Raw genomic sequence first — 18,750 nt, 5'->3', positions numbered from 1 at the left:
TTGCCGCGTCCCCTTTATTGCAAACAAAAAGGCTCCGCATCGCTGCGAAGCCTATGGCATGGATGGCGCCCGAAGTTGGACTCGAACCAACGACCCCCTGATTAACAGTCAAGTGCTCTAACCAGCTGAGCTATTCGGGCGTGAGCTGCGTAGTCTGCGCAGCGCGCCAGGGCCTGTCAAGGCTCGCGGCGGCGCGGTTCAGCCAGTCTGCACGCGGTAACAGGGCGTGTAGGCGCCGCCGCCGGGAAGTTTCATGCGCTGGTCGGCGACGAATGCCTGCAGCAGCACGTCGAGCGCATGCATGATGTCCGCGTCGCCGTCGATGAGGAACGGCCCGTGCGCCTCGATCGCGTGCATGCCCTCCTCCTTGACGTTACCGGCCACGATGCCGGAGAACGCCCGGCGCAAGTCGGCGGCCAGTTCGTGCGCCGGGAGGCCACGATGGATCTGCAGGGCCTGCATGGCGGCGTGCGTGGGGCGGAACGGCACCTGGAATGCGAGCGGGACCTGCAGCGCCCAGTTGAAAAAGAACGCATCCTTTGTGTCCATGCGGTTGTGCCGCACCCGATCGACGCCCTTGACCATCAGGCGCGCCACAGCCGCCGGATCGTCAATGATGATGCGGTAGAACCGGGTCACCTCGGGTCCCAGCACCAGTTGCAGGAACTGGTCGATCTGCGCGAAATAGCCAGCCGCCTGCGGCGGCCCGGTCAGGATCAGAGGGAACGGAATGCCGGCGTTGTCGGGGTGCATCAGGATGCCAAGCAGGTACAGGATCTCCTCTGCCGTGCCGACGCCGCCGGGAAACACGATGATGCCATGGCCCATGCGCACGAAGGCCTCCAGGCGCTTCTCGATGTCCGGCATGATCACCAGGTGGTTGACGATGGGATTGGGCGATTCGGCGGCGATGATGCCGGGCTCGGTGATGCCGATGTAACGGTTGTCGTACCGCCGCTGCTTGGCGTGCGCAATCGTGGCGCCCTTCATCGGCCCCTTCATGGCCCCGGGGCCGCAGCCGGTACAGATGTCCAGGCCACGCAGGCCGAGCTGGTAACCCACCAGCTTGGTGTAGTCGTATTCCTCGCGCGAAATGGAATGTCCGCCCCAGCACACCACCAGGTTCGGATCCATGTTCGGGCGCAGGATGCGTGCATTGCGCAGAATCTCGAACACCTGCTGGGTCAACCCGGCCGAGCCCTCGAGCGCATAGCCGATTTCCTCGAGCTGGGTCGCCATGTACACCACGTCGCGCACCACTGCCACCAGCAGCTCGTTGATGCCGACGATGATCTGGCCATCCACGAAGGCTTGCGCCGGCGCGTCGCTCAGCTCGATCTTGATGCCGCGATCCTGCTGCAGCACCTGGATGTCGAAGCCCGGATACTGGCCATGCATGCTGCGCGGATCGTCGCCCACCGAGCCCGAGGTGAGCACCGCCAGCGCGCAGCGGCGCACCAGCGCATGCAGGCCGGACCCGCTGGCGTCGCGCAGGCGCGCCACCTCGTTGCGCGAGAGGATGTCCAGCCCACCCACCGGCGAGATGCGGGCATTGACGGTGGCGGGCGTGGGTTGTGCCTGCTCGGCTGGCTGTTCGGCCATGCGGGTCGTACTCCTTACCGGTTATCGGTCATGGGAAAATCTGCAGCGCACCGCCCAGACAACGCTTGCCCCGGCGGCCTCCGCCGCTGCGCAGCCATCCACGACGGCCTCATCCGATGTTGAGGTGCATGAACGAGGCGACGCCAGCCATGAACATCTGCACCGCCATGGCGATCAATAGCATGCCCATCACCCGTTCCAGGGCCGTGAGCACGCTCTCGCCCAGCCAGCGGAACAAATACGTCGAGCTGAGCAGGATCGCGGAGGTGGCCAGCCAGGCCAGGACGAGGGCGATGATCCAGTCCACCGTACGCCCCGGCTGGGTGTTCGTAAGCAGGAGCAGCGCGGCCATGGCCGAGGGGCCGGCCACGCCGGGTATGGCCATCGGCACGATGAACGGCTCGCCTTCCCCCGCCGGCCCGAAAATACCGCCGCCATCGGCTGGTGGAAACACCATGCGGATGCCGATCAGGAACAGCACGATGCCGCCGGCCACGCTGATTGAATCGGCTTTGAGCTGCATGACCTGCAGCAGGTACTGGCCACCGAACAGGAACGCCAGCAGCACGCCGAGCGCAATCAACAGCTCGCGCACCAGCACCCAGCGCCGGCGTCGGGGTGGCACATGCTTGAGCAGGCTGAGAAAGAACGGGATATTGCCCAGCGGATCCATGATCAGGAACAACATGATCCAGGCCGACAAGGTGGTCATCTGGGTTTCCACTCGCGCCCCCGGTCCAGTGGTATGCCGTGCTTCGGCTCAGGCCTTGCGCAGGTCGAGCACGCAACCGCGCGCCGCGGCGGCCGCCGGCCCGAGCAGATGGACGATGGCCTCGGCTGTCGACGTCGGTCCCGGCCAACGCATGCTGTCCTCCCCGGCGTAGGCCTTCTGCCGCAACGGCGTGCACATCGGCCCCGGCAACACCGCATGCACGCGCAGCGGCGTGTCGTCGGTCTCCTCGTGCAGGATCGCGGCGAAGCGCTCCAGTGCCGCCTTGGACACGCCATAGGCACCCCAGTGCGCCCGCTGCAGCCGCTCGGGATCGTCGAGCACGAAGACGACGGCGCTGTCGGACGCACGCAGCAGGATGGGCATGCACGCCTGGGTCAGGGCAAAGGCGGCCGAGACGTTGACGTGCAACGCGCGCAACCAGTCGTTCGGCTTGTGCATGCTGATGGGCGTCAAGCCGGCAAAACTCACCGCGGTGTGCACGATGCCATCCAGCCGTCCGCAATCGCGCTCGAGCCCTTCAGCCAGCGCCGCGTAGTCGTCCGGCGTGGCCGCTTCCATGTCCAGCGGATGGATGATGGGTGCAGCCAGGCCCTCGTTGCGCAGCGCGTCGTGCAGCAGCTCGAGCCGGCGCTTGCGCCGGCCGGTGATCACGACGGTGGCACCGGCGCGCGCCACGGCACGCGTCACGGCACTGCCCAGCCCGCCATAGGCACCGGTCACCAGCACGACCCGGCCCTGCAGGGAGTCGACATCCGGCTGCCACTGCGCAGGCAGGGCAACGACCGGCAATCCGCTCAAGGGGTGCTCCCCGCCACGTCATGCGCCATGCGCGCCAACTCACCCGAGCGCTGCAGGTCCTCGATGATGTCGCAGCCGCCAATCAGGTTGCCGCGAATGAACAACTGCGGGAAGGTGGTGAAATTCGAGAAATGCGGCAACGCCGCGCGCACCTGGGGATCGGCAAGCACATTCACGCTGTGGAATTCCGCCCCGGCAGAACCCAGCGCCTCGACGGCCCGATGGGAAAAGCCGTCCATCGGAAGTTGCGGCGTGCCCTTCATGAAGAGCACGATAGGGTGCTCCAGCAAGGTGCTGCGGATTCGATCGTTGACGTCCATTGGTGGCGCTTCATCTTTCCATTGCATCCAGTTTGCTAGTGTACCAGTGCCGCTACGGCGACTCGCCGTTGCCTGCGCCACGTTTTTCTTCAATCCGTTGTTTATCCGGCTATTCAAGGAGGCCCTCATGGCAATCACCCTTCCACCGCTGCCGTATGAAAAGAATGCGCTTGAGCCGCACATCTCGGCCGAGACGCTGGAGTACCACTATGGCAAGCATCACCAGGGTTACGTGAACAAGTTGAACGACATGATCAAGGGCACCGCGTTTGCCGATGCCGCGCTCGAGGACATCGTGCGCAAGTCGTCCGGTGGCATGTTCAACAACGCCGCCCAGACCTGGAACCACACGTTCTACTGGAACTCGATGCGGCCCAACGGTGGCGGCACGCCCAGCGGCAAGCTCGCCGATGCGATCAACAAGGCGTTTGGCTCCTTCGACAAGTTCAAGGAGCAGTACAGCGCGTCGGCCGGTGGCAACTTCGGCTCGGGCTGGACGTGGCTCGTGCAGCGGCCGGATGGTTCCCTTGGCATCGTCAACACGTCGAATGCCGCCACGCCGATCACCGGCAGCGACAAGCCGCTGCTCACCACCGACGTCTGGGAGCATGCGTATTACATCGATTACCGCAACGCGCGCGCCAAGTACGTGGAGGCGTTCTGGAACCTGGTGAACTGGGATTTCGCGGCCAAGAACCTCGCCTGAGCCCACCCCCGGTGTGCAGCGAAAAACGGAGCCCGCAAGGCTCCGTTTTTTGTCTGCCGTTTGAACGGCCATTGATTGCAAACAACCGAGCCATGTAGGGCGGATCAATCCACAAGGGACTCCCTACGGTCGGGAGCGCAGCGACGGATCCGCCACTGGCGCCCCGGGCTCCAACGGCAAGGCGGATCCGGCCTGCGGCCTCGATCCGCCCTACATCTTGGGCGGCAACACGGAATCTTCCACACGACGCAACACCCGACGTTGCCAGGAAACCGCTAAGCGCCCCGGAGCGCGCGCAATACTGGCGCCGCCTGCGATTCGCGGCCAAGCGCCTTGGCCACGGCATCGACGCGAGCAACCAGGGTGACGGCATCGGGCGCGCACAGCGTGGCATGCCCGACCTTGCGCCCGGGCCGGGCCTGCTTGCCGTAGTCATGCCAATGTGCATCGACCGTCTGCAGCACCGGTCCCTTGGCCGGCAGCTCACCCAGCCAGTTGAACATGGCCGACGGACCGTCCACCCCGGTGTCGCCAAGCGGCATGCCGAGCACGGCACGCACATGGTTCTCGAACTGGCTGGTGTGCGCGCCCTCGATCGTCCAGTGTCCGGAGTTGTGCACGCGCGGCGCCATCTCGTTGCCGAGCAAGCCGCCATCGGTGGTGACGAAGAGCTCCAACGCCAGCACGCCGACATACCCCAGGCGCTCGGCCAAAGCCCGGGCCAAGGCATCGGCGCGTGGCTGCAGCGCGGCAATGTCCGGCGCCGGCGCGAGGCTCATGGTCAGCACGCCGTTGGTGTGCGAATTCTGGCTCAGCGGCCAGGTGCGGAATTCGCCGTCGCGCCCGCGCACGGCCAGCACCGACACTTCGCGCACGAAGGGCACGAAGGATTCCAGGATCAAGCCGTCGGGGACGGCTTGCGCGCCGAGCGCCTGCCACGCTGCATCGGCGTCGGCAGCCGCCTTCAGGCGGAACTGGCCCTTGCCGTCATAACCGAAGCGACGCGTCTTCAGGATGGCCGGCGTCCCGATGGCCACCACGGCGGCATCCAGCTCGGTGCGCGTGCCGACCGCCGCAAACTCGGCCGTCATAATCCCGCACTCCCGGAACAAGGTCTTCTCCGTGACCCGATCCTGGGATACTGCCAAGGCAAAAGGCGGCGGCCATACCGCCACCTTGTCGGCCAGCGCACGGGCCAACTCGGCCTCGACATTCTCGAAATCGAAGGTCACCGCATCGACCTGGCCGGCAAGCTCCAGCAGCCGGGCGTGCTCCGCCCAGCCGGCGACGACCAGGGGCGCGATATGCCCGGCGCAGGCATCGGCGTGCTCGTCGACCACCAGGCATTTCACCCCCAGCGGGGCAGCCGCCAAGGCCAGCATGCGGGCAAGCTGGCCCCCGCCAAGAATCCCGAGCACCGGCGGATTGTGCATGCTCATGAGCGCGGATCCGGCTGTGCCAGCACCGCCTGGGTCTGCCGTTCGCGCCAGGCCTGCAGCGCCTCGGCCAGCGCCGGGTCATGCAAGGCCAGCACCGCCACGGCAAGCAAGCCAGCGTTCACCGCCCCGGCGCGGCCAATGGCCAGCGTGCCGACCGGTATCCCGGCCGGCATCTGCGCGATCGACAGCAGCGAGTCGACCCCGGCCAACGCCTGCGACTGGATCGGCACGCCAAACACCGGCAGGCGGGTCTTGGCCGCCAACATGCCTGGCAGGTGCGCGGCACCACCGGCACCGGCAATGATCACCTGGACGCCCCGATCGGCCGCCTCGGCGGCATAGCTGAACAGGAGATCCGGGGTACGGTGCGCCGAAACCACGCGAACCTCATGCGCCACCCCCAACTCATCCAGGGTACTGGCGGTGTGTTGCATGGTGTCCCAATCGGAACGCGATCCCATCACCACGCCGACGCGTGGTGCTGCGGCTACCTGTGTCATGGCCCGGCCGGCTAAAAACGGGTATTGTACGGACATCCTCGCAGCCGGTCACGTCGTCGCCTTTGCCATGGACAAGCGCCTCCTGGACATACTCTGCTGTCCGGTCAGCAAATCACCGGTACGCCTGCTGGGCGAACCGGCGCTGAAGTCGCTGAACGACGCCATCCGTGCCGGGGACATTGTCACGGTCGCTGGCGCGCCGGTGAAAGAGCCGCTGGCCGAGGGCCTGATCACCACGGATCACAAGGTCATTTACCGCGTGCAGGACGGTATTCCGGTCATGTTGCCCGAAGAAGGCATCGGTACCGCCCAAATGAGCAATTTCCCGTCGACTTCGTGACGGGCGTCTGATCTTGGTGTGTTCCTCCAGCGGAAAGGCATGACACGGCAGGCTGATTGCCTTATGTTCACGCTGCGGCCGTAACTGCGCGCAGCGGCAACAATGCATTGCCTGGAGACGGTAATGAATGAATCGACCAGGGCACCAACTGTCCTACCGCTGGGTCGCCGCAACCAGGGCAGCGATGAGCGGGCAGGCGACCTAGTGGACGCCGTGCGCACGCTTGCCGGCAAGCACCTGTCGCAGTGCGCCAGCACGATGTTCGAATCCGTGGACGATGCGCTGTTCGACCTGGCCGAGAAGGCAGAGAACAATGCCGCCCAGACGCGGTATTTCGACGGCATGCGCGAAGTGCGCAAGTTGCGCTCGATGGCCGAGCGCAAGTTCCTGGCCACGATCAACCAGCAACTCGGCAACCTGTCGCACAGTGCGCCGGCGCCGACTGCTCCGTCCGCGTTCGAGAACGGCGCGCCGGCCGAGCTGTCCCTGGTCGCGAACAATGAGTTGGAAGAATCGCTGGCCATCACCAGCATGATCAGCAAGAACGAGGTCCGCCTGTCGCGCGACCTGTACGCAGTCAACCAGCGGCTCTCGGTGATCTGTGGCGGCCACCGGATCGACGACGCCAGCAACCCGATTGCCCCGGCCATCCTCGCGCAAAGCTTCAGCGTCGCCATGCACGAGCTGAACGTGGATGTACGGGTGCGGCTGATCATCTACAAGTTGTTCGACCGCTACGTGCTGTCCACGCTGGAAGGCCTGTACCAGGCGGTCAATGCCGAGCTGATCCGCGCCGGGGTGCTGCCGCAACTACGCCCGGAACTGCCGCACGGCAAGGGCCAGGCGGCGCCGGGCGATATCGTCCGCCAAGCCGCGTCGGCGGCGGACGTGCCCACGGTCGACGAGCTCGGCGATCTGCCGGACAACGTGTTGCAGACGCTGCAGACCTTGTTCAACGCCCGGCGCCGCGTCGAATTGGGTGGGTCCGGCAGCACGGGCGCGGCGACCGGCATGCGTGGCCAGGCGTCCGCCACGCCCCTGCCTTCCGCCAACGAGCTGTTGGGTGCGCTCAGCGTGCTGCAGAGCCAATTGGCCCGGACCGGCGTGGCGCCGCCGACCACCGCCGTCGATGACGCGCAAGCCCTGACCCGCGAAGTGCAGCAGCTGAAGGCGCACCTGCTCAGCCAGGTCGGCGCCTTGCGCGGCGAGCAGCCGAGCCGCGTCGCCGCGATCGACGAAGACACCATCGACCTGGTCAGCATGTTGTTCGAGTTCATCCTCGAAGATCCGACCTTGCCGCCGGAGATGCAGGTCTTGCTCGGCCGCCTGCAGATTCCCTATCTCAAGGCCGCGATCCTCGACCGCAAGTTGTTTGCGCATCGCCAGCATCCGGCACGGCGCCTGCTCGACAGCGTCGCCGAGATGGCCAAGGGCTGGTCGCCTGCGGCCGACGCCGATCGGCACCTGTACGGCAAGGTGAAGTCCATCGTCGAGCAGTTGATCCACGATTTCGACGACGACCTCGGCATCTTCGACCGCCTGCTGCTCGACCTGCAGCAGTTCCAGGAGTTGAACCGGCGACGCTCCGAAGTGGTGGAACAGCGCGTCGCTGAATCCACCCGCGGACGCGAGAAGCTGGAGATGGCGCGACGCCTGGCCGCGCGCGAGATCCTCGAGCGCATCGGGGCCTTGCACCTGCCGCCGCTGGTGCACGGCATCCTGGCGCGGGCCTGGGCCAACCATTTGGTACTGACCGTGCTGCGCCAGGGCGAGAACTCCCCCGAATTCAAGGCCGGCCTGCGCTTCGTCGACGAATTCATCATCAGTGCCCAGCCGGTCCAGGATGACGAGGGCCGGCGGCAGCTGCGGCACATGCTGCCGCGCATCGAGCGCACGCTGCGGCATGGCCTGGCCAACGTGGCGTTCCAGGCCCAGGACATCGAGCGCCTGCTCGCCCAGCTCCACTTGTACTACCGCCAGCAACTCGGCGATGCCGTCGATGCCGGCGAAGTGGCTGCTGCCAACAACGAGGATGCCTCGATCCTGGCGATCCCGGACACCATCGAACCGCTTGCCGAGCGCGCCAGGGCCGAAGAGCCGGCGCAAGCCGCGCCGGCGCAGGCCGCCGTGGACAGCCCGGAGCTGCGCCAGGTCGAGGCCTTGCAGCCGGGCACCTGGCTCGAGTTTTCTTCCGCCGATGCCGGCATGGTGCGCGCCAAGCTCTCGTGGATCAGCCCCATGAGCGGGCGCTACCTGTTCGTCAATCGCCGCGGCCTCAAGGTGGGCGATTACGCGCCGCAGGAGCTGGCGCCGCTGCTCGTCGACGGGCGCGCCCGTGTGCTTGCCGACAACACCTTGTTCGATCGCGCCCTGAGCGCCATCGTCGGGCGCCTGAGCGGGGATACGGCCACGCCAACCCCGGCCGCCGGGGACGACGAGTCGGCAACCGCCGACCAGCCTCCGGCGTGAGTCACGCCGATGCTCCCGGACTGCCGGATCCGGCAGTCATTGCCGCGGACGTCGAGCGGGCTTTCGCCGAGGACCTGGGTGCGGGCGATGCCACCGCCGACCTGCTGCCGGCCCAGGCTACCGCCACGGCCGTGCTGACCTGCCGCGACCACGCCGTGTTGTGTGGCGCCGCCTGGTTCGATGCCTGTTTCCGCCGCCTGGACCCGGACGTGGCGATCGCCTGGCGCGCCGCCGACGGCGCCGAGATTGAAGCCGGCGCGGCAATCTGCGAGCTCTCTGGTCGGGCACGCGCGCTGGTCAGCGCCGAACGCTCGGCCTTGAATTTCCTGCAACTGCTGTCCGCCACCGCGACCGTGACGGCACGCTTCGTTGCCGCCGTGGCCGGCACGGGTACGCGCATCCTGGACACGCGCAAGACCATCCCCGGCTTGCGTCGCGCGCAAAAGTACGCGGTGCGCTGCGGCGGCGGCAGCAATCACCGCATGGGGTTGTACGACGCCATCCTGATCAAGGAAAACCACATCATTGCCGCCGGCGGCATCGAGGCGGCGGTGCGCCGCGCGCGCCAGGCCCATGCCGACCTGCCGGTGGAGGTCGAGGTGGAAACGTTGGCCCAACTGGCGACCGCGCTGGAAGCCGGCGTCGATCGCATCATGTTGGACAATTTCACCCGCGAAGCCACCGTGGCTGCGGTGGCCCAGGCCGCCGGACGCACGCCGCTGGAGGTGTCCGGCAATGTCGAGCTGGACACCGTCGCGAGCCTGGCCAGCCTCGGCGTGGATTACATCTCGATAGGCGCGCTGACCAAACACGTGCACGCCGTCGACCTCTCGCTGCGCCTGCGCCTGGATTGAGGCCACGGCAGCCCCAGCGGCTTGCAAGTGGCCCCGGGCAGCCACACACTGCGACCATGGGCAATGCGTTCGACATGTTGATCTTGCTGGCGCTTGGCGCCAGCGTCGGGTTGTGGATGGAGTTCAGCGTCTGGCGCGAGCGCGCGGTGCGCGCCGCCCGCGCATTGTGCCAGCGCTACCAGTTGCAATTGCTGGACGAGACCGTGGGCCTGCGCCGCTTGCATTTCCGGCGCGTCGACGGTCGCCTGCGTGTCGAGCGCTGCTACGACTTCGAGGTGAGCCTGGATGGCAGCGACCGCCGGCCAGGCCAGCTGTGGATGATCGGCCAGGTCGTCAGCCACACCGCCTTGCCCACGCCGCCGGCGCCCGTCACGGCGGCCGACGAGACCCCGGTCGCGTCGCGCGACAACGTGGTGCTGCTCTCGTCGCGGCGCCCCGGTACGCTCACCCGGCCGCAGTAGGCACCCACGCCCCCTGAATCCCACAAGGCCAGGTTGCTATTTGACGATGCGCAGGTGCGGTGGCCGCAGCTTCGGCTTGCCGTCGGCATCGCCAGCGGCGGGATTGGCTGGCTCCGGGCTGGGCGGACTCGGCGGCTCCCCGCCGGCATCCTCGGCTGGGAACATCATGCCCTGGCCGTTCTCCTGGGCATACAACGCCAACACGGCCGCCAGCGGCACGCGGATCGTGTGGCTGGCGCCGGAAAACCGCGCCTGGAAGCTGATCCAGTCGTTGCCGAGATCCAGGTTGGCCACCGCGCGCATGGCCAGGTTGAGCACCACCTGCCCGTTCTTGATCACCTGCGGCGGCACCTGCACGCCTTCCTTGGTGGCATCGACCAACAGGTATGGGGTCAAGCCATTGTCCGCGATCCAATCGTAGATCGCCCGCAACAGGTACGGGCGATTGGAACTCATGGCTGCCGGCTCAGTGGTACTCATAGTCCGGTTGCATCGCCTGTTCCTGCTCGGTCATGCTGCGGGCAAAACCCTGGGTGTGGAACAGGCGGGCACCGTAGTCGGCAATCGGTTTGCCGGTGCGCCCCAGGTCGACGCCCAACATCGGCAGGCGCCACACCACGGGCGCCACCAGGCAATCGACCAGACTCATCTCCATGCCCATGAAGAACTTTGCCGCCTTGAACACCGGCAAGGTGCTGAGCAGGCTTTCACGCAGGCGCTTGCGCGCGGCGTCGACGCCGCGCCCCGTGGCGCTGGCAATCGTGGTCACCTCGGCCAGCCATTCGCGCTCGATGCGCACCGCCGCGGCCCGCAGCCGGGCACGGGACAGCGGGTCGATGGACATCAAGGGCGGGTGCGGATAGCGCTCGTCCAAGTACTCGCACACCACCGTGGGGTCGTACAGCACCAGGTCGCGGTCGACCAGGGTGGGCGTGCTCCCAAACGGGTTGAGTTGCTTGAGCTCGTCCGGCACGTTGCCGGGATCGACCACGATGCGGTCGTAGGACACGCCCTTGGCCGCCAGCACCAACCGCACGCGGTGGCTCTGCACGTCGTCGGCCGCGGTAAACAGGGTCAAGATGGTTCGGGAACGGATGCTCTGTACCAAGTGCGCCTCCCTGTCGATGGCCGGGTTTGCGGCGCGCGACCGACGCGCCCGAAAAGTATCCATCACACCTCGTGGACGTCCTTCCAGTACTCCCGCTTGAGCGCATAGGCAAGCAGGGTGAACGCCGCCAGGAACAACAGCACCCAGACGCCATAGTGATGGCGCTGCAAGGCAGCCGGCTCCGACGCGTACTGGAGGAAGTTGGTCAGGTCGCGCGTGGCCTCCTGGAACTGGGCCGGGGTCAGCTTGCCCGGCTGGGCGAGCTCCAGCTTCTCGACCGTACCAGGCTGGCCGTCCTTGCCGGGCGCCATGACCGCCGTCTGCGTGCCCTGCAGTTCCCACAGCGGGAATGGCATGGCCGCATTCGGCAGCACGGTGTTGTTCCAGCCGATCGGGCTCGCCGGATCGAGATAGAACGAATTGAGGTACGCGTTGACCCAGTCCGCGCCCTTCGCCTCGACTTCCAGCGAGAGGTCCGGTGGGGCCTTGCCGAACCAGGTCGTGGCGAGGTCTGCCGGCATCGCCGACACCGCTGCCTCGCCGTACTTCGCCCCGGTGAAGTTGAGGTTCTCCATCACCTGGGCTTCGGTCAGGCCAAGATCCTCGCCGATGCGCGAATAGCGCATGTACTTGAGCGAGTGGCAACCGACGCAATAGTTGAAGAACAACTTCGCGCCACGCTGCAACGAGGCCTGGTCACGCAGGTTCGTGCCCGCCGAAGGGAACCCGCCTTCCTCGGCCGCCTGCGCCAGGCTGGCGAAACCCAGCGCACACGTCAGTGCCGCAAGGACAAAATAGCGTAGCAACCCTTGCCGCTTAGTCATGCGTGGTCACCCGATCCGGAACCGGCTTGGTGGTCTCCCAGCCGAAATATGTGTAAGCCCAAAGGAACACGAAGAACCCAAAGTACAGCAAGGTCATCAGGCGACCAAACAGGTTCTCCCAGAACGTCACGTCGACGTCGCCAAACCACGCCGGGATGACCTCGGCCGTGGTGTCGGTGCCCACCGCGCACAGGCCGAAGAACGCGATCACGAACACCGTCAGCGCAATCTTGTAGCCACGGCCGCGATAGCGGATCGACTTGACCGGACTGCGGTCCAGCCAAGGCATGGCAAACAACACGAAGATCGACCCGAACATCGCGAGCACGCCCCAGATCGCGGTATCCAGGAACGAGGGCACCATGCGCACGATCGCGTAGAACGGCGAGAAGTACCACACCGGCTTGATCTGCGCCGGGGTGACCAGGTTGTTCGCCGGGATCGAGTTGTCCGGCTCCAGGAACCAGCCGCCCAGGGTCGGCGCGAAGAAGATGATGAACGCGGCGATCAGCAGCAGGAAACCGACGCCGACCAGGTCCTTCACCGTATAGTACGGATGGAACGGGATGCCGTCGGCCGGCGCCAGCGGGCTCCAGCGGTTGCCCTTGGTGCCGTGCTTGACGTCGACGCCATCAGGATTGTTCGAGCCGACTTCATGCAGTGCCGCGATGTGCAACACCACCAGCAACAGCAGCACGATCGGCAGCGCAACCACATGCAGCGCGAAGAAGCGGTTCAAGGTGGCATCGCCGGGCAGGAAGTCACCCATGATCCATTCCACCAGGTCGGTGCCGATCACGGGAATCGTGCCGAACAGCGAGATGATGACCTTCGCGCCCCAGAACGACATGTTGCCCCACGGCAGCACGTAGCCCATGAACGCCTCGGCCATCAGCACCAGGAAGATCAGCATGCCGAGCAGCCACACCAGTTCACGCGGCCGCTTGAATGAGCCGTAGATGATGCCGCGGAACATGTGCAGGAACACCACGATGAAGAACAGCGACGCACCGGTGGAGTGCATGTAGCGGATCAGCCAGCCCCACTCCACGTCGCGCATGATGTACTGCACGGAATCGAACGCGCCGGCCGCGCTCGGGTTGTAGTTCATGGTGAGGAAGATGCCGGTGACGATCTGCGCGATCAGCACCACCAGCGCCAGCGATCCGAAGTAGTACCAGAGGTTGAAGTTCTTCGGCGCGTAGTACTCGGTCATGTGCTTGCGGTACATCGGCAGCATGCCGGGCGTGCGCTCGGTGACCCAGTCACCGAGGTTGGACCATACGTTCGCCATTACGCAGCCCCCTTCGGATCCACGCCAATCTGGATCGTCGTGTCGTCAATGAAGTGGTAGGCCGGGATTTCCATGTTCTTCGGCGCAGGCATGTTCTTGTAGACCCGGCCGGCAATGTCGTAGTGCGAATGGTGGCAGGGGCAGTAGAAGCCACTCTGCCAATTCGGATCGAACGGCTCCGGCTCGATCTTGCCCTTGTAATCCGGCACGCAGCCCAGGTGCGTACAGATGCCGATCATGACCAGCCACTGCGGCTTGATCGAGCGTGATTCGTTCTTGGTGTAGTCCGGCTGCTGACTGCTGTCCGAATTGGGATCGGCCAGTCGCGTGGTCAGCTTCGGCAACGTCGCCAGCTGCTGTGGCGTGCGGCTGACAATGAAGATGGGCAGGCTGCGCCAGGCCACGATCAGCTGCTGACCGGGCTCGATCTTCTTCAACGATTGGGTAACCGGCGCTCCGGCGGCGCGTGCCCGCGCACTGGGTTGCCATGACTCCACGAACGGCACGGCCGCCGCGACGACCCCAATGCCGCCCACCGCCGCGGTGGTGACGGTGAGGAATCGGCGACGCCCATGATCTACGACTTCATCCGCCATCAGGCTCTCCGTTGCTTGGGATGCCACATAGGTCCGGGCCCCATAAAATCGCGTTAGTGTAGCGTCAGGGCTGACTCCGTACAATAAAGTCCAGCGACGAATCACGCGATCAGGATGTCTTTACCCGCTCGTTTCCACACCCGTGCAAGGCTGCCGGGAACGGCCCAATACTTGGCAGCCGAGGGGGCAGGAGCCGCGCGGCGCAACCCATCACGACTCGGCGTGACGCAGCCAGTCGCGCGGGGCGACTCACCCGAACCCAAGGCTCTGCCTCGATGAAATTTGTCACCGGCACGCTTGCCTTCATCGTCCGCTTTGTCGTGCTGGGTTTGCTCATCGCGTTCGTGATCGCCTGGTTCTGGCCGCGCAGCGGCACGTTGCTGCGCGCGCGCCTCGGCCTGCAGCCGCGGGCAGAGGCGCCCGTGGTGGCGCCGGATCGCGGGCCCGTGTCATATGCCGACGCGGTGGCACGCGCCGCACCCTCGGTGGTGAACATCTACGCCAACAAGATCGTCACCGAGCAGGCCGTACGCATGTACGACGACCCGGTGCTGCAACGGTTGTTTGGCGGCGCGCCGACGATCTACCAGCACCGCGAGCAGACCCTGGGCTCGGGCGTCATCGTGCATGCACGGGACCACGACTACGTGCTGACGAACAATCACGTCATCACCCGCGCAGCGGACATCCAGGTGCTGCTGTACGACGGGCGCATTGCCCAGGCGACCCTGGTCGGTGCCGACGAGGAGACCGACCTGGCCGTACTCAAGATCGACGCCAGCAACCTGCCGGCCATCCATCTCGCCGACCAGTCCGTCCTGCGCCCCGGCGATGTGGTGCTCGCGATCGGCAATCCGCTCGGGCTCAACCAGACCGTGACCATGGGCATCGTCAGCGCGGTCGGCCGGCAATTGAACGCGGCCAGCGCGGAGGACTTCATCCAGACCGACGCCGCCATCAACCTCGGCAACTCCGGCGGCGCGCTGGTCAACACGTCCGGCGAGCTGGTCGGCATCAACACCCTGCTGATCGGCAAGGCCGCCGGCGCCGAGGGCATCGGCTTTGCCATCCCGGTCGGCGTCGCCACCAAGGTGCTGGACCAGATCATCACCACCGGCCAGGTCGTACGCGGCTGGATCGGCGCCGACTATGCGTTCGTGCCGTTGCCGGCCAACAGCGGCCTGCCCGCGGCCGCGCGCGGCGCGCAGATCACCGACATCTACCCGGCCAGCCCGGCAGCCCAGGCCGGGCTGCAGGTCCGCGACATCATCCTGCGCATCGGCAACCAGGACATCGTGGGCCCGGCCGACCTGCGTCGCCGGGAAGCTGCGCTCACGCCAGGCAGCGAGGTCGAGGTGTCCGGCCTGCGCAACGGCACCGCGTTCCATGTCACGGTGCGCGTGGTCAAGCGCCCGCCATTGCGCAGTCCAAACCACCAGGATTGAGCCAGGGAAGGTCCGCGCGGTGCGCTCTATACACCGGCTCACCCCTCTACCTTGCCCACGGCGTTACATTCCGCCGTCATCCCCGCGCAAGCGCACTGCTGTCCGGAATAAATTCGTGCCTCGACCTTACCCAGAACCTCGAACCTCCATCGTCATCCCCGCGCAAGCGGGGATCCAGTGCTTTTGGGTGTCTGCGAAGGCCAAAGCACTGGATTCCCGCTTTCGCGGGAATGACGCCAGGTAGGGTTTCGGCGTGCTGGCGCGATGCTGCAGATGAGCCCAAGGCGGCCCAAAAACGTTCCGGACAGCAGTGCGCTTTCGCGGGAATGACGACGGGCGGTGTCTCGACCATGGCGGCAGTCGTTCAGGCCAGTTTACAGGCGCGACATCATCCCGGCCGCCGCACGCGCGGTGAGCGTCGGCTGGATCGCCGCCGCGTAGCGCTTGCGCAGCGTGGCCACGCGTTGCACGTAGACCCGTGTCTCGGCATACGGCGGCACCCCACCGTAGCGCTGCACTGCCGCGGGACCGGCGTTGTAGGCGGCGGCCGCAAGCTGCTCGTCGCCGGAGAAGTCCTGCAACAGCAGGCCCAGGTAGCGGGCGCCGCCGCGAATGTTCTGCTCGCTGTCGAACGCATCCAGCACGCCGAGGTCGCGTGCCGTCCCCGGCATCAGCTGCATCAGCCCCTGCGCCCCCTTGATCGACAGCGCGCGCGGATTGAACGCGCTCTCGGCATGGATCACCGCGCGCAGCAGCGCCTCGTCCACCCCGTAGGCGCTGCTGGCGGCGTGGATCACCGGGCCATAAGCGGTGAGGTTGAGCGGCACCCGATTCCACTGGATCGGCGAATGCAGGTCGCAAGCCGCGCAGGTGGCTATATAAGTGAACAACATCGTGACCACGTGACCGGCGCGACCGCCCGGCGGCCGCACGTTCGTGTATTCGACGCTGCCATCGGCACGCGCGATGCGGTACACCGCGCCGCGCCGCAGCGTGTCGGCCGTGGTCGGGCCAACGCCCGCGGTGAGCCGGGCCGCAGGTGTGGACGTCCCGATGGCCGCAGGTACCGCGCCCGGCACGGGTTTGGCGTGACCCGACAACGTCGCCGTGCCGGCCGCATTCACCAGGGACGCGCGCTCGACCTGCACCGATCCCAGCGTGCGGGCATCGGATTGCACGCCGCCCCGCACCCGGCCGAGCGCGACCGGCAGCGCGCCGTCGGCCTCGAGGCTGCGCGCGGTGGTCGTCACGGCCCCGGTGGCGAGCGTCAGGCTGGTCCGGCGCAAAGGCGTCGGCCCGCGCCGGGAGGGCGCCGACACGTCGAAGCCGCTCAGCTTCCGACACTGGCGGTACCCGGCCGTGCTCGTGCTGTAGGCCGTCTCGCCAGCCGCGCCGATGCAACGGTACAGGCTGCCGGCTTGTGCGGATGGCAGCAGCGGCGGGGCAAACAGCAGCGCGCAGCCCAGTGCGATCGCGCCCACGATCGTCCCCAGGCGCCATCCCCTGCCCGCGTCAATGCTCCCCTGCTGGTCTCTCGCCCCGGCCATGTGCGCAGTGTGCCGCCATGCGCGCCACCCGCCAAGTGCGGTGCACTTGGTGCGGAACGCCCTCTCTCCCCGGCAACGCCAGGGGAGAAGGCGCAAGCGCGACTACGCCGGGAATCCAGCCAAGGCTGCGCGCGGCCTGCTCCCTCGCCTCTGACGGCTTCATCGTCGGGGAAGAGGGAGCCAAGACTGCGACTGCGCCGAGAATTCAGAGGAGGCTGCCCGCCAATTCGAGACGTGGCCGGGGCGGGCGGGCGCAGGTAGACTGGGAAGTCTCCCGGATGCAGAAACCGCGGTACCTGCCTCATGAGCGACAAGCTGTTCATCAAGACCCACGGCTGCCAGATGAACGAGTACGACTCGGCCAAGATGGCGGCCGTGCTCGAGGCGGCCGAAGGCATGGAGCTGACCCAGGACGAGTCCGAGGCGGACGTCATCCTGATCAACACCTGCGCCATCCGCGAAAAGGCCCAGGAGAAGGTGTTCAGCCAGCTCGGCCGCTGGAAGGAGCTGAAGCACGGCGACAAGCCCGTGCTGATCGGTGTGGCCGGCTGCGTGGCTTCGCAGGAAGGGGCGGAAATCCTCAAGCGCGCGCCGTACGTGGACCTGGTGTTCGGGCCGCAAACCTTGCACCGCCTGCCGCAGCTCCTGGAGCGCCGACGCGCGACCGGCAAGCCGCAGGTCGACGTCAGCTTCCCGCAGATCGAGAAGTTCGATTGCCTGCCCGAGCCCCGCGCGGAGGGACCCACGGCCTTCGTCTCGATCATGGAAGGCTGTTCGAAATACTGCAGCTACTGCGTGGTGCCCTACACCCGCGGCGAGGAGCTCAGCCGTCCCTTCGACGACGTGCTGGTGGAAGTGGCAAGCCTAGCCGCGCAAGGCGTGCGCGAGGTGAACCTGCTCGGCCAGAACGTCAACGCCTATCGCGGCCCCATGTTCGACGGCGGCACGGCCGACCTGGCCGTCCTGATCCATGCGCTGGCGCAGATCGAGGGCATCGGCCGCATCCGCTTCACCACCTCGCATCCGCTGGATTTTTCCGACTCGCTGATCGAGGCCTACGCCAACGTGCCGCAACTGGCGAACTTCCTGCACCTGCCGGTGCAGTCCGGCTCGGACCGCGTGCTGGCGGCAATGAAGCGCGGCTACACGGCGCTCGAATACAAGCGCAAGATCCGCAAGCTGCGCGCGGTGCGCCCGGGCATCTGCATCTCCACCGACTTCATCGTCGGCTTCCCGACGGAGACCGAAGAGGACTTCGAGAAGTCGCTGCAGCTCGTCGACTCGGTGGGCTTCGACCAGAGCTTCTCCTTCATCTTCTCCGCGCGCCCAGGCACGCCGGCGGCCAAGCTCGCCGATCCGACGCCGCCGGAGGTCAAGCGCGAGCGCCTGCACCGCCTGCAGGCGGCGATCAACGCCAATGCCACGCGCATCAACGCCGCCATGGTCGGGAGCGTGCAGCGCGTGCTGGTGGAAAAACCCAGCACGCGCAATCCCGAGGAGCTGACCGGGCGCACGGAAAACATGCGCTTCGTCAACTTCGCCGGCCAGCGGGACCTGATCGGCCAGTTCGTCGACGTACTGATCACCGACGCCATGGCCAACTCGCTGCGCGGCCGCGTGGAAACGGAAATGGGGTCAGGTACATTTTTCGATCCCGTTCGATGATTTCTCCGGCATCCCCCATCGAAAAATGTACCTGACCCCATTTCCACTT

Annotated in this window: 19 protein-coding genes and 1 tRNA gene; 7 read left to right on the top strand and 13 right to left on the bottom strand. The window is 66.4% G+C overall.

Annotation, left to right across the window (positions count from 1 at the left end):
- Positions 1 to 63: 63 nt before the first annotated feature.
- The 5 genes from AC3WJB_RS05230 to AC3WJB_RS05210 all read right to left on the bottom strand — a co-directional run bounded on the left by AC3WJB_RS05230 (position 64) and on the right by AC3WJB_RS05210 (position 3,453).
- Positions 64 to 140, bottom strand: a tRNA-Asn gene (locus AC3WJB_RS05230).
- 58 nt (positions 141 to 198) lie between these two features.
- Positions 199 to 1,602, bottom strand: a complete 1,404-nt coding sequence (gene ppnN / locus AC3WJB_RS05225; protein ID WP_492679396.1) for a nucleotide 5'-monophosphate nucleosidase PpnN — start codon at positions 1,600 to 1,602, stop codon at positions 199 to 201.
- A gap of 109 nt (positions 1,603 to 1,711) precedes the next feature.
- Complete coding sequence (locus AC3WJB_RS05220; RefSeq protein WP_492679394.1) at positions 1,712 to 2,314, bottom strand: YhgN family NAAT transporter; 603 nt, start codon at positions 2,312 to 2,314, stop codon at positions 1,712 to 1,714.
- Positions 2,315 to 2,362: 48 nt separating this feature from the next.
- On the bottom strand, positions 2,363 to 3,133 hold the full coding sequence (locus AC3WJB_RS05215; protein WP_492679392.1) for an SDR family NAD(P)-dependent oxidoreductase: 771 nt from the start codon (positions 3,131 to 3,133) through the stop codon (positions 2,363 to 2,365).
- The gene (locus AC3WJB_RS05210; RefSeq protein ID WP_492683078.1) at positions 3,130 to 3,453 is read right to left on the bottom strand and encodes a glutaredoxin family protein; all 324 of its coding nucleotides are present in this window, start codon (positions 3,451 to 3,453) and stop codon (positions 3,130 to 3,132) included. The genes AC3WJB_RS05215 and AC3WJB_RS05210 overlap by 4 nt, the downstream gene beginning before the upstream one ends.
- Before the next feature lie 127 nt (positions 3,454 to 3,580).
- Between AC3WJB_RS05210 and AC3WJB_RS05205 the strand changes: the two genes are divergently transcribed.
- A complete protein-coding gene (locus tag AC3WJB_RS05205; RefSeq protein WP_492679390.1) occupies positions 3,581 to 4,159 on the top strand; it encodes a superoxide dismutase in 579 nt (192 codons plus the stop codon).
- A gap of 275 nt (positions 4,160 to 4,434) precedes the next feature.
- Here the strand turns inward: AC3WJB_RS05205 and AC3WJB_RS05200 are convergent, their stop codons facing one another.
- Both AC3WJB_RS05200 and purE read right to left on the bottom strand, forming a co-directional pair.
- Positions 4,435 to 5,598: a 5-(carboxyamino)imidazole ribonucleotide synthase gene (locus AC3WJB_RS05200; protein ID WP_492679388.1), complete on the bottom strand. Its 1,164-nt coding sequence runs from the start codon at positions 5,596 to 5,598 to the stop codon at positions 4,435 to 4,437.
- The gene (gene purE / locus AC3WJB_RS05195) at positions 5,595 to 6,098 is read right to left on the bottom strand and encodes a 5-(carboxyamino)imidazole ribonucleotide mutase (protein WP_492679386.1); all 504 of its coding nucleotides are present in this window, start codon (positions 6,096 to 6,098) and stop codon (positions 5,595 to 5,597) included. Before purE ends, AC3WJB_RS05200 begins: the two co-directional genes overlap by 4 nt.
- A gap of 67 nt (positions 6,099 to 6,165) precedes the next feature.
- Between purE and AC3WJB_RS05190 the strand changes: the two genes are divergently transcribed.
- The 4 genes from AC3WJB_RS05190 to AC3WJB_RS05175 all read left to right on the top strand — a co-directional run bounded on the left by AC3WJB_RS05190 (position 6,166) and on the right by AC3WJB_RS05175 (position 10,222).
- The gene (locus tag AC3WJB_RS05190) at positions 6,166 to 6,438 is read left to right on the top strand and encodes a Trm112 family protein (RefSeq protein ID WP_492679384.1); all 273 of its coding nucleotides are present in this window, start codon (positions 6,166 to 6,168) and stop codon (positions 6,436 to 6,438) included.
- A 123-nt stretch (positions 6,439 to 6,561) separates the two neighbouring features.
- The gene (locus AC3WJB_RS05185; protein ID WP_492679382.1) at positions 6,562 to 8,907 is read left to right on the top strand and encodes a DUF1631 domain-containing protein; all 2,346 of its coding nucleotides are present in this window, start codon (positions 6,562 to 6,564) and stop codon (positions 8,905 to 8,907) included.
- Positions 8,904 to 9,761 (top strand): carboxylating nicotinate-nucleotide diphosphorylase, encoded by an 858-nt coding sequence (gene nadC, locus AC3WJB_RS05180; RefSeq protein WP_492679380.1) that lies wholly within the window; start codon positions 8,904 to 8,906, stop codon positions 9,759 to 9,761. Before AC3WJB_RS05185 ends, nadC begins: the two co-directional genes overlap by 4 nt.
- Positions 9,762 to 9,835: 74 nt before the next feature.
- On the top strand, positions 9,836 to 10,222 hold the full coding sequence (locus tag AC3WJB_RS05175) for a DUF3301 domain-containing protein (RefSeq protein WP_492679378.1): 387 nt from the start codon (positions 9,836 to 9,838) through the stop codon (positions 10,220 to 10,222).
- A gap of 36 nt (positions 10,223 to 10,258) precedes the next feature.
- On the opposite strand, the gene AC3WJB_RS05170 is transcribed toward AC3WJB_RS05175, so the two are convergent.
- The 5 genes from AC3WJB_RS05170 to petA form a co-directional block, all read right to left on the bottom strand.
- A complete protein-coding gene (locus AC3WJB_RS05170) occupies positions 10,259 to 10,678 on the bottom strand; it encodes a ClpXP protease specificity-enhancing factor (protein WP_492679376.1) in 420 nt (139 codons plus the stop codon).
- 10 nt (positions 10,679 to 10,688) lie between these two features.
- Positions 10,689 to 11,330, bottom strand: a complete 642-nt coding sequence (locus AC3WJB_RS05165; RefSeq protein WP_492683076.1) for a glutathione S-transferase N-terminal domain-containing protein — start codon at positions 11,328 to 11,330, stop codon at positions 10,689 to 10,691.
- A gap of 62 nt (positions 11,331 to 11,392) precedes the next feature.
- Entirely contained in the window at positions 11,393 to 12,154 is a 762-nt protein-coding gene (locus tag AC3WJB_RS05160; RefSeq protein ID WP_492679374.1) for a cytochrome c1, read from the bottom strand.
- The gene (locus tag AC3WJB_RS05155; protein ID WP_492679372.1) at positions 12,147 to 13,448 is read right to left on the bottom strand and encodes a cytochrome b; all 1,302 of its coding nucleotides are present in this window, start codon (positions 13,446 to 13,448) and stop codon (positions 12,147 to 12,149) included. The genes AC3WJB_RS05160 and AC3WJB_RS05155 overlap by 8 nt, the downstream gene beginning before the upstream one ends.
- Positions 13,448 to 14,044, bottom strand: a complete 597-nt coding sequence (gene petA, locus AC3WJB_RS05150) for a ubiquinol-cytochrome c reductase iron-sulfur subunit (protein WP_492679370.1) — start codon at positions 14,042 to 14,044, stop codon at positions 13,448 to 13,450. The genes AC3WJB_RS05155 and petA overlap by 1 nt, the downstream gene beginning before the upstream one ends.
- Positions 14,045 to 14,319: 275 nt before the next feature.
- On the opposite strand from petA, the gene AC3WJB_RS05145 reads away from it, so the two are divergent.
- Positions 14,320 to 15,489 carry a S1C family serine protease gene (locus AC3WJB_RS05145; protein ID WP_492679368.1) on the top strand — a complete coding sequence of 390 codons (1,170 nt, stop codon included), beginning with the start codon at positions 14,320 to 14,322 and terminating at the stop codon, positions 15,487 to 15,489.
- Between the two features lie 374 nt (positions 15,490 to 15,863).
- Here the strand turns inward: AC3WJB_RS05145 and AC3WJB_RS05140 are convergent, their stop codons facing one another.
- Positions 15,864 to 16,970 carry a lytic transglycosylase domain-containing protein gene (locus tag AC3WJB_RS05140; protein WP_492679366.1) on the bottom strand — a complete coding sequence of 369 codons (1,107 nt, stop codon included), beginning with the start codon at positions 16,968 to 16,970 and terminating at the stop codon, positions 15,864 to 15,866.
- Positions 16,971 to 17,339: 369 nt separating this feature from the next.
- Between AC3WJB_RS05140 and miaB the strand changes: the two genes are divergently transcribed.
- Entirely contained in the window at positions 17,340 to 18,701 is a 1,362-nt protein-coding gene (miaB, locus tag AC3WJB_RS05135; RefSeq protein ID WP_492679364.1) for a tRNA (N6-isopentenyl adenosine(37)-C2)-methylthiotransferase MiaB, read from the top strand.
- Positions 18,702 to 18,750 lie beyond the last annotated feature (49 nt).

It is taken from the genome of Rhodanobacter sp. FW510-R10 (assembly GCF_058781105.1).
Note: the sequence above shows the minus strand (reverse complement) of the source record. Positions and strands in the feature narration are given on the sequence as shown.

What these genes read in the sequence shown, in the direction of transcription:
- AC3WJB_RS05200 (WP_492679388.1), bottom strand. Translation starts at nt 5,598, where the DNA reads ATGAGCATGCACAATCCGCCGGTGCTCGGGATTCTTGGCGGGGGCCAG.
- AC3WJB_RS05155 (WP_492679372.1), bottom strand. Translation starts at nt 13,448, where the DNA reads ATGGCGAACGTATGGTCCAACCTCGGTGACTGGGTCACCGAGCGCACG.
- AC3WJB_RS05160 (WP_492679374.1), bottom strand. Translation starts at nt 12,154, where the DNA reads ATGACTAAGCGGCAAGGGTTGCTACGCTATTTTGTCCTTGCGGCACTG.
- AC3WJB_RS05210 (WP_492683078.1), bottom strand. Translation starts at nt 3,453, where the DNA reads ATGGACGTCAACGATCGAATCCGCAGCACCTTGCTGGAGCACCCTATC.
- AC3WJB_RS05205 (WP_492679390.1), top strand. Translation starts at nt 3,581, where the DNA reads ATGGCAATCACCCTTCCACCGCTGCCGTATGAAAAGAATGCGCTTGAG.
- petA (WP_492679370.1), bottom strand. Translation starts at nt 14,044, where the DNA reads ATGGCGGATGAAGTCGTAGATCATGGGCGTCGCCGATTCCTCACCGTC.
- AC3WJB_RS05145 (WP_492679368.1), top strand. Translation starts at nt 14,320, where the DNA reads ATGAAATTTGTCACCGGCACGCTTGCCTTCATCGTCCGCTTTGTCGTG.
- AC3WJB_RS05190 (WP_492679384.1), top strand. Translation starts at nt 6,166, where the DNA reads ATGGACAAGCGCCTCCTGGACATACTCTGCTGTCCGGTCAGCAAATCA.
- purE (WP_492679386.1), bottom strand. Translation starts at nt 6,098, where the DNA reads ATGACACAGGTAGCCGCAGCACCACGCGTCGGCGTGGTGATGGGATCG.
- AC3WJB_RS05175 (WP_492679378.1), top strand. Translation starts at nt 9,836, where the DNA reads ATGTTGATCTTGCTGGCGCTTGGCGCCAGCGTCGGGTTGTGGATGGAG.
- miaB (WP_492679364.1), top strand. Translation starts at nt 17,340, where the DNA reads ATGAGCGACAAGCTGTTCATCAAGACCCACGGCTGCCAGATGAACGAG.
- ppnN (WP_492679396.1), bottom strand. Translation starts at nt 1,602, where the DNA reads ATGGCCGAACAGCCAGCCGAGCAGGCACAACCCACGCCCGCCACCGTC.
- AC3WJB_RS05220 (WP_492679394.1), bottom strand. Translation starts at nt 2,314, where the DNA reads ATGACCACCTTGTCGGCCTGGATCATGTTGTTCCTGATCATGGATCCG.
- AC3WJB_RS05170 (WP_492679376.1), bottom strand. Translation starts at nt 10,678, where the DNA reads ATGAGTTCCAATCGCCCGTACCTGTTGCGGGCGATCTACGATTGGATC.
- AC3WJB_RS05185 (WP_492679382.1), top strand. Translation starts at nt 6,562, where the DNA reads ATGAATGAATCGACCAGGGCACCAACTGTCCTACCGCTGGGTCGCCGC.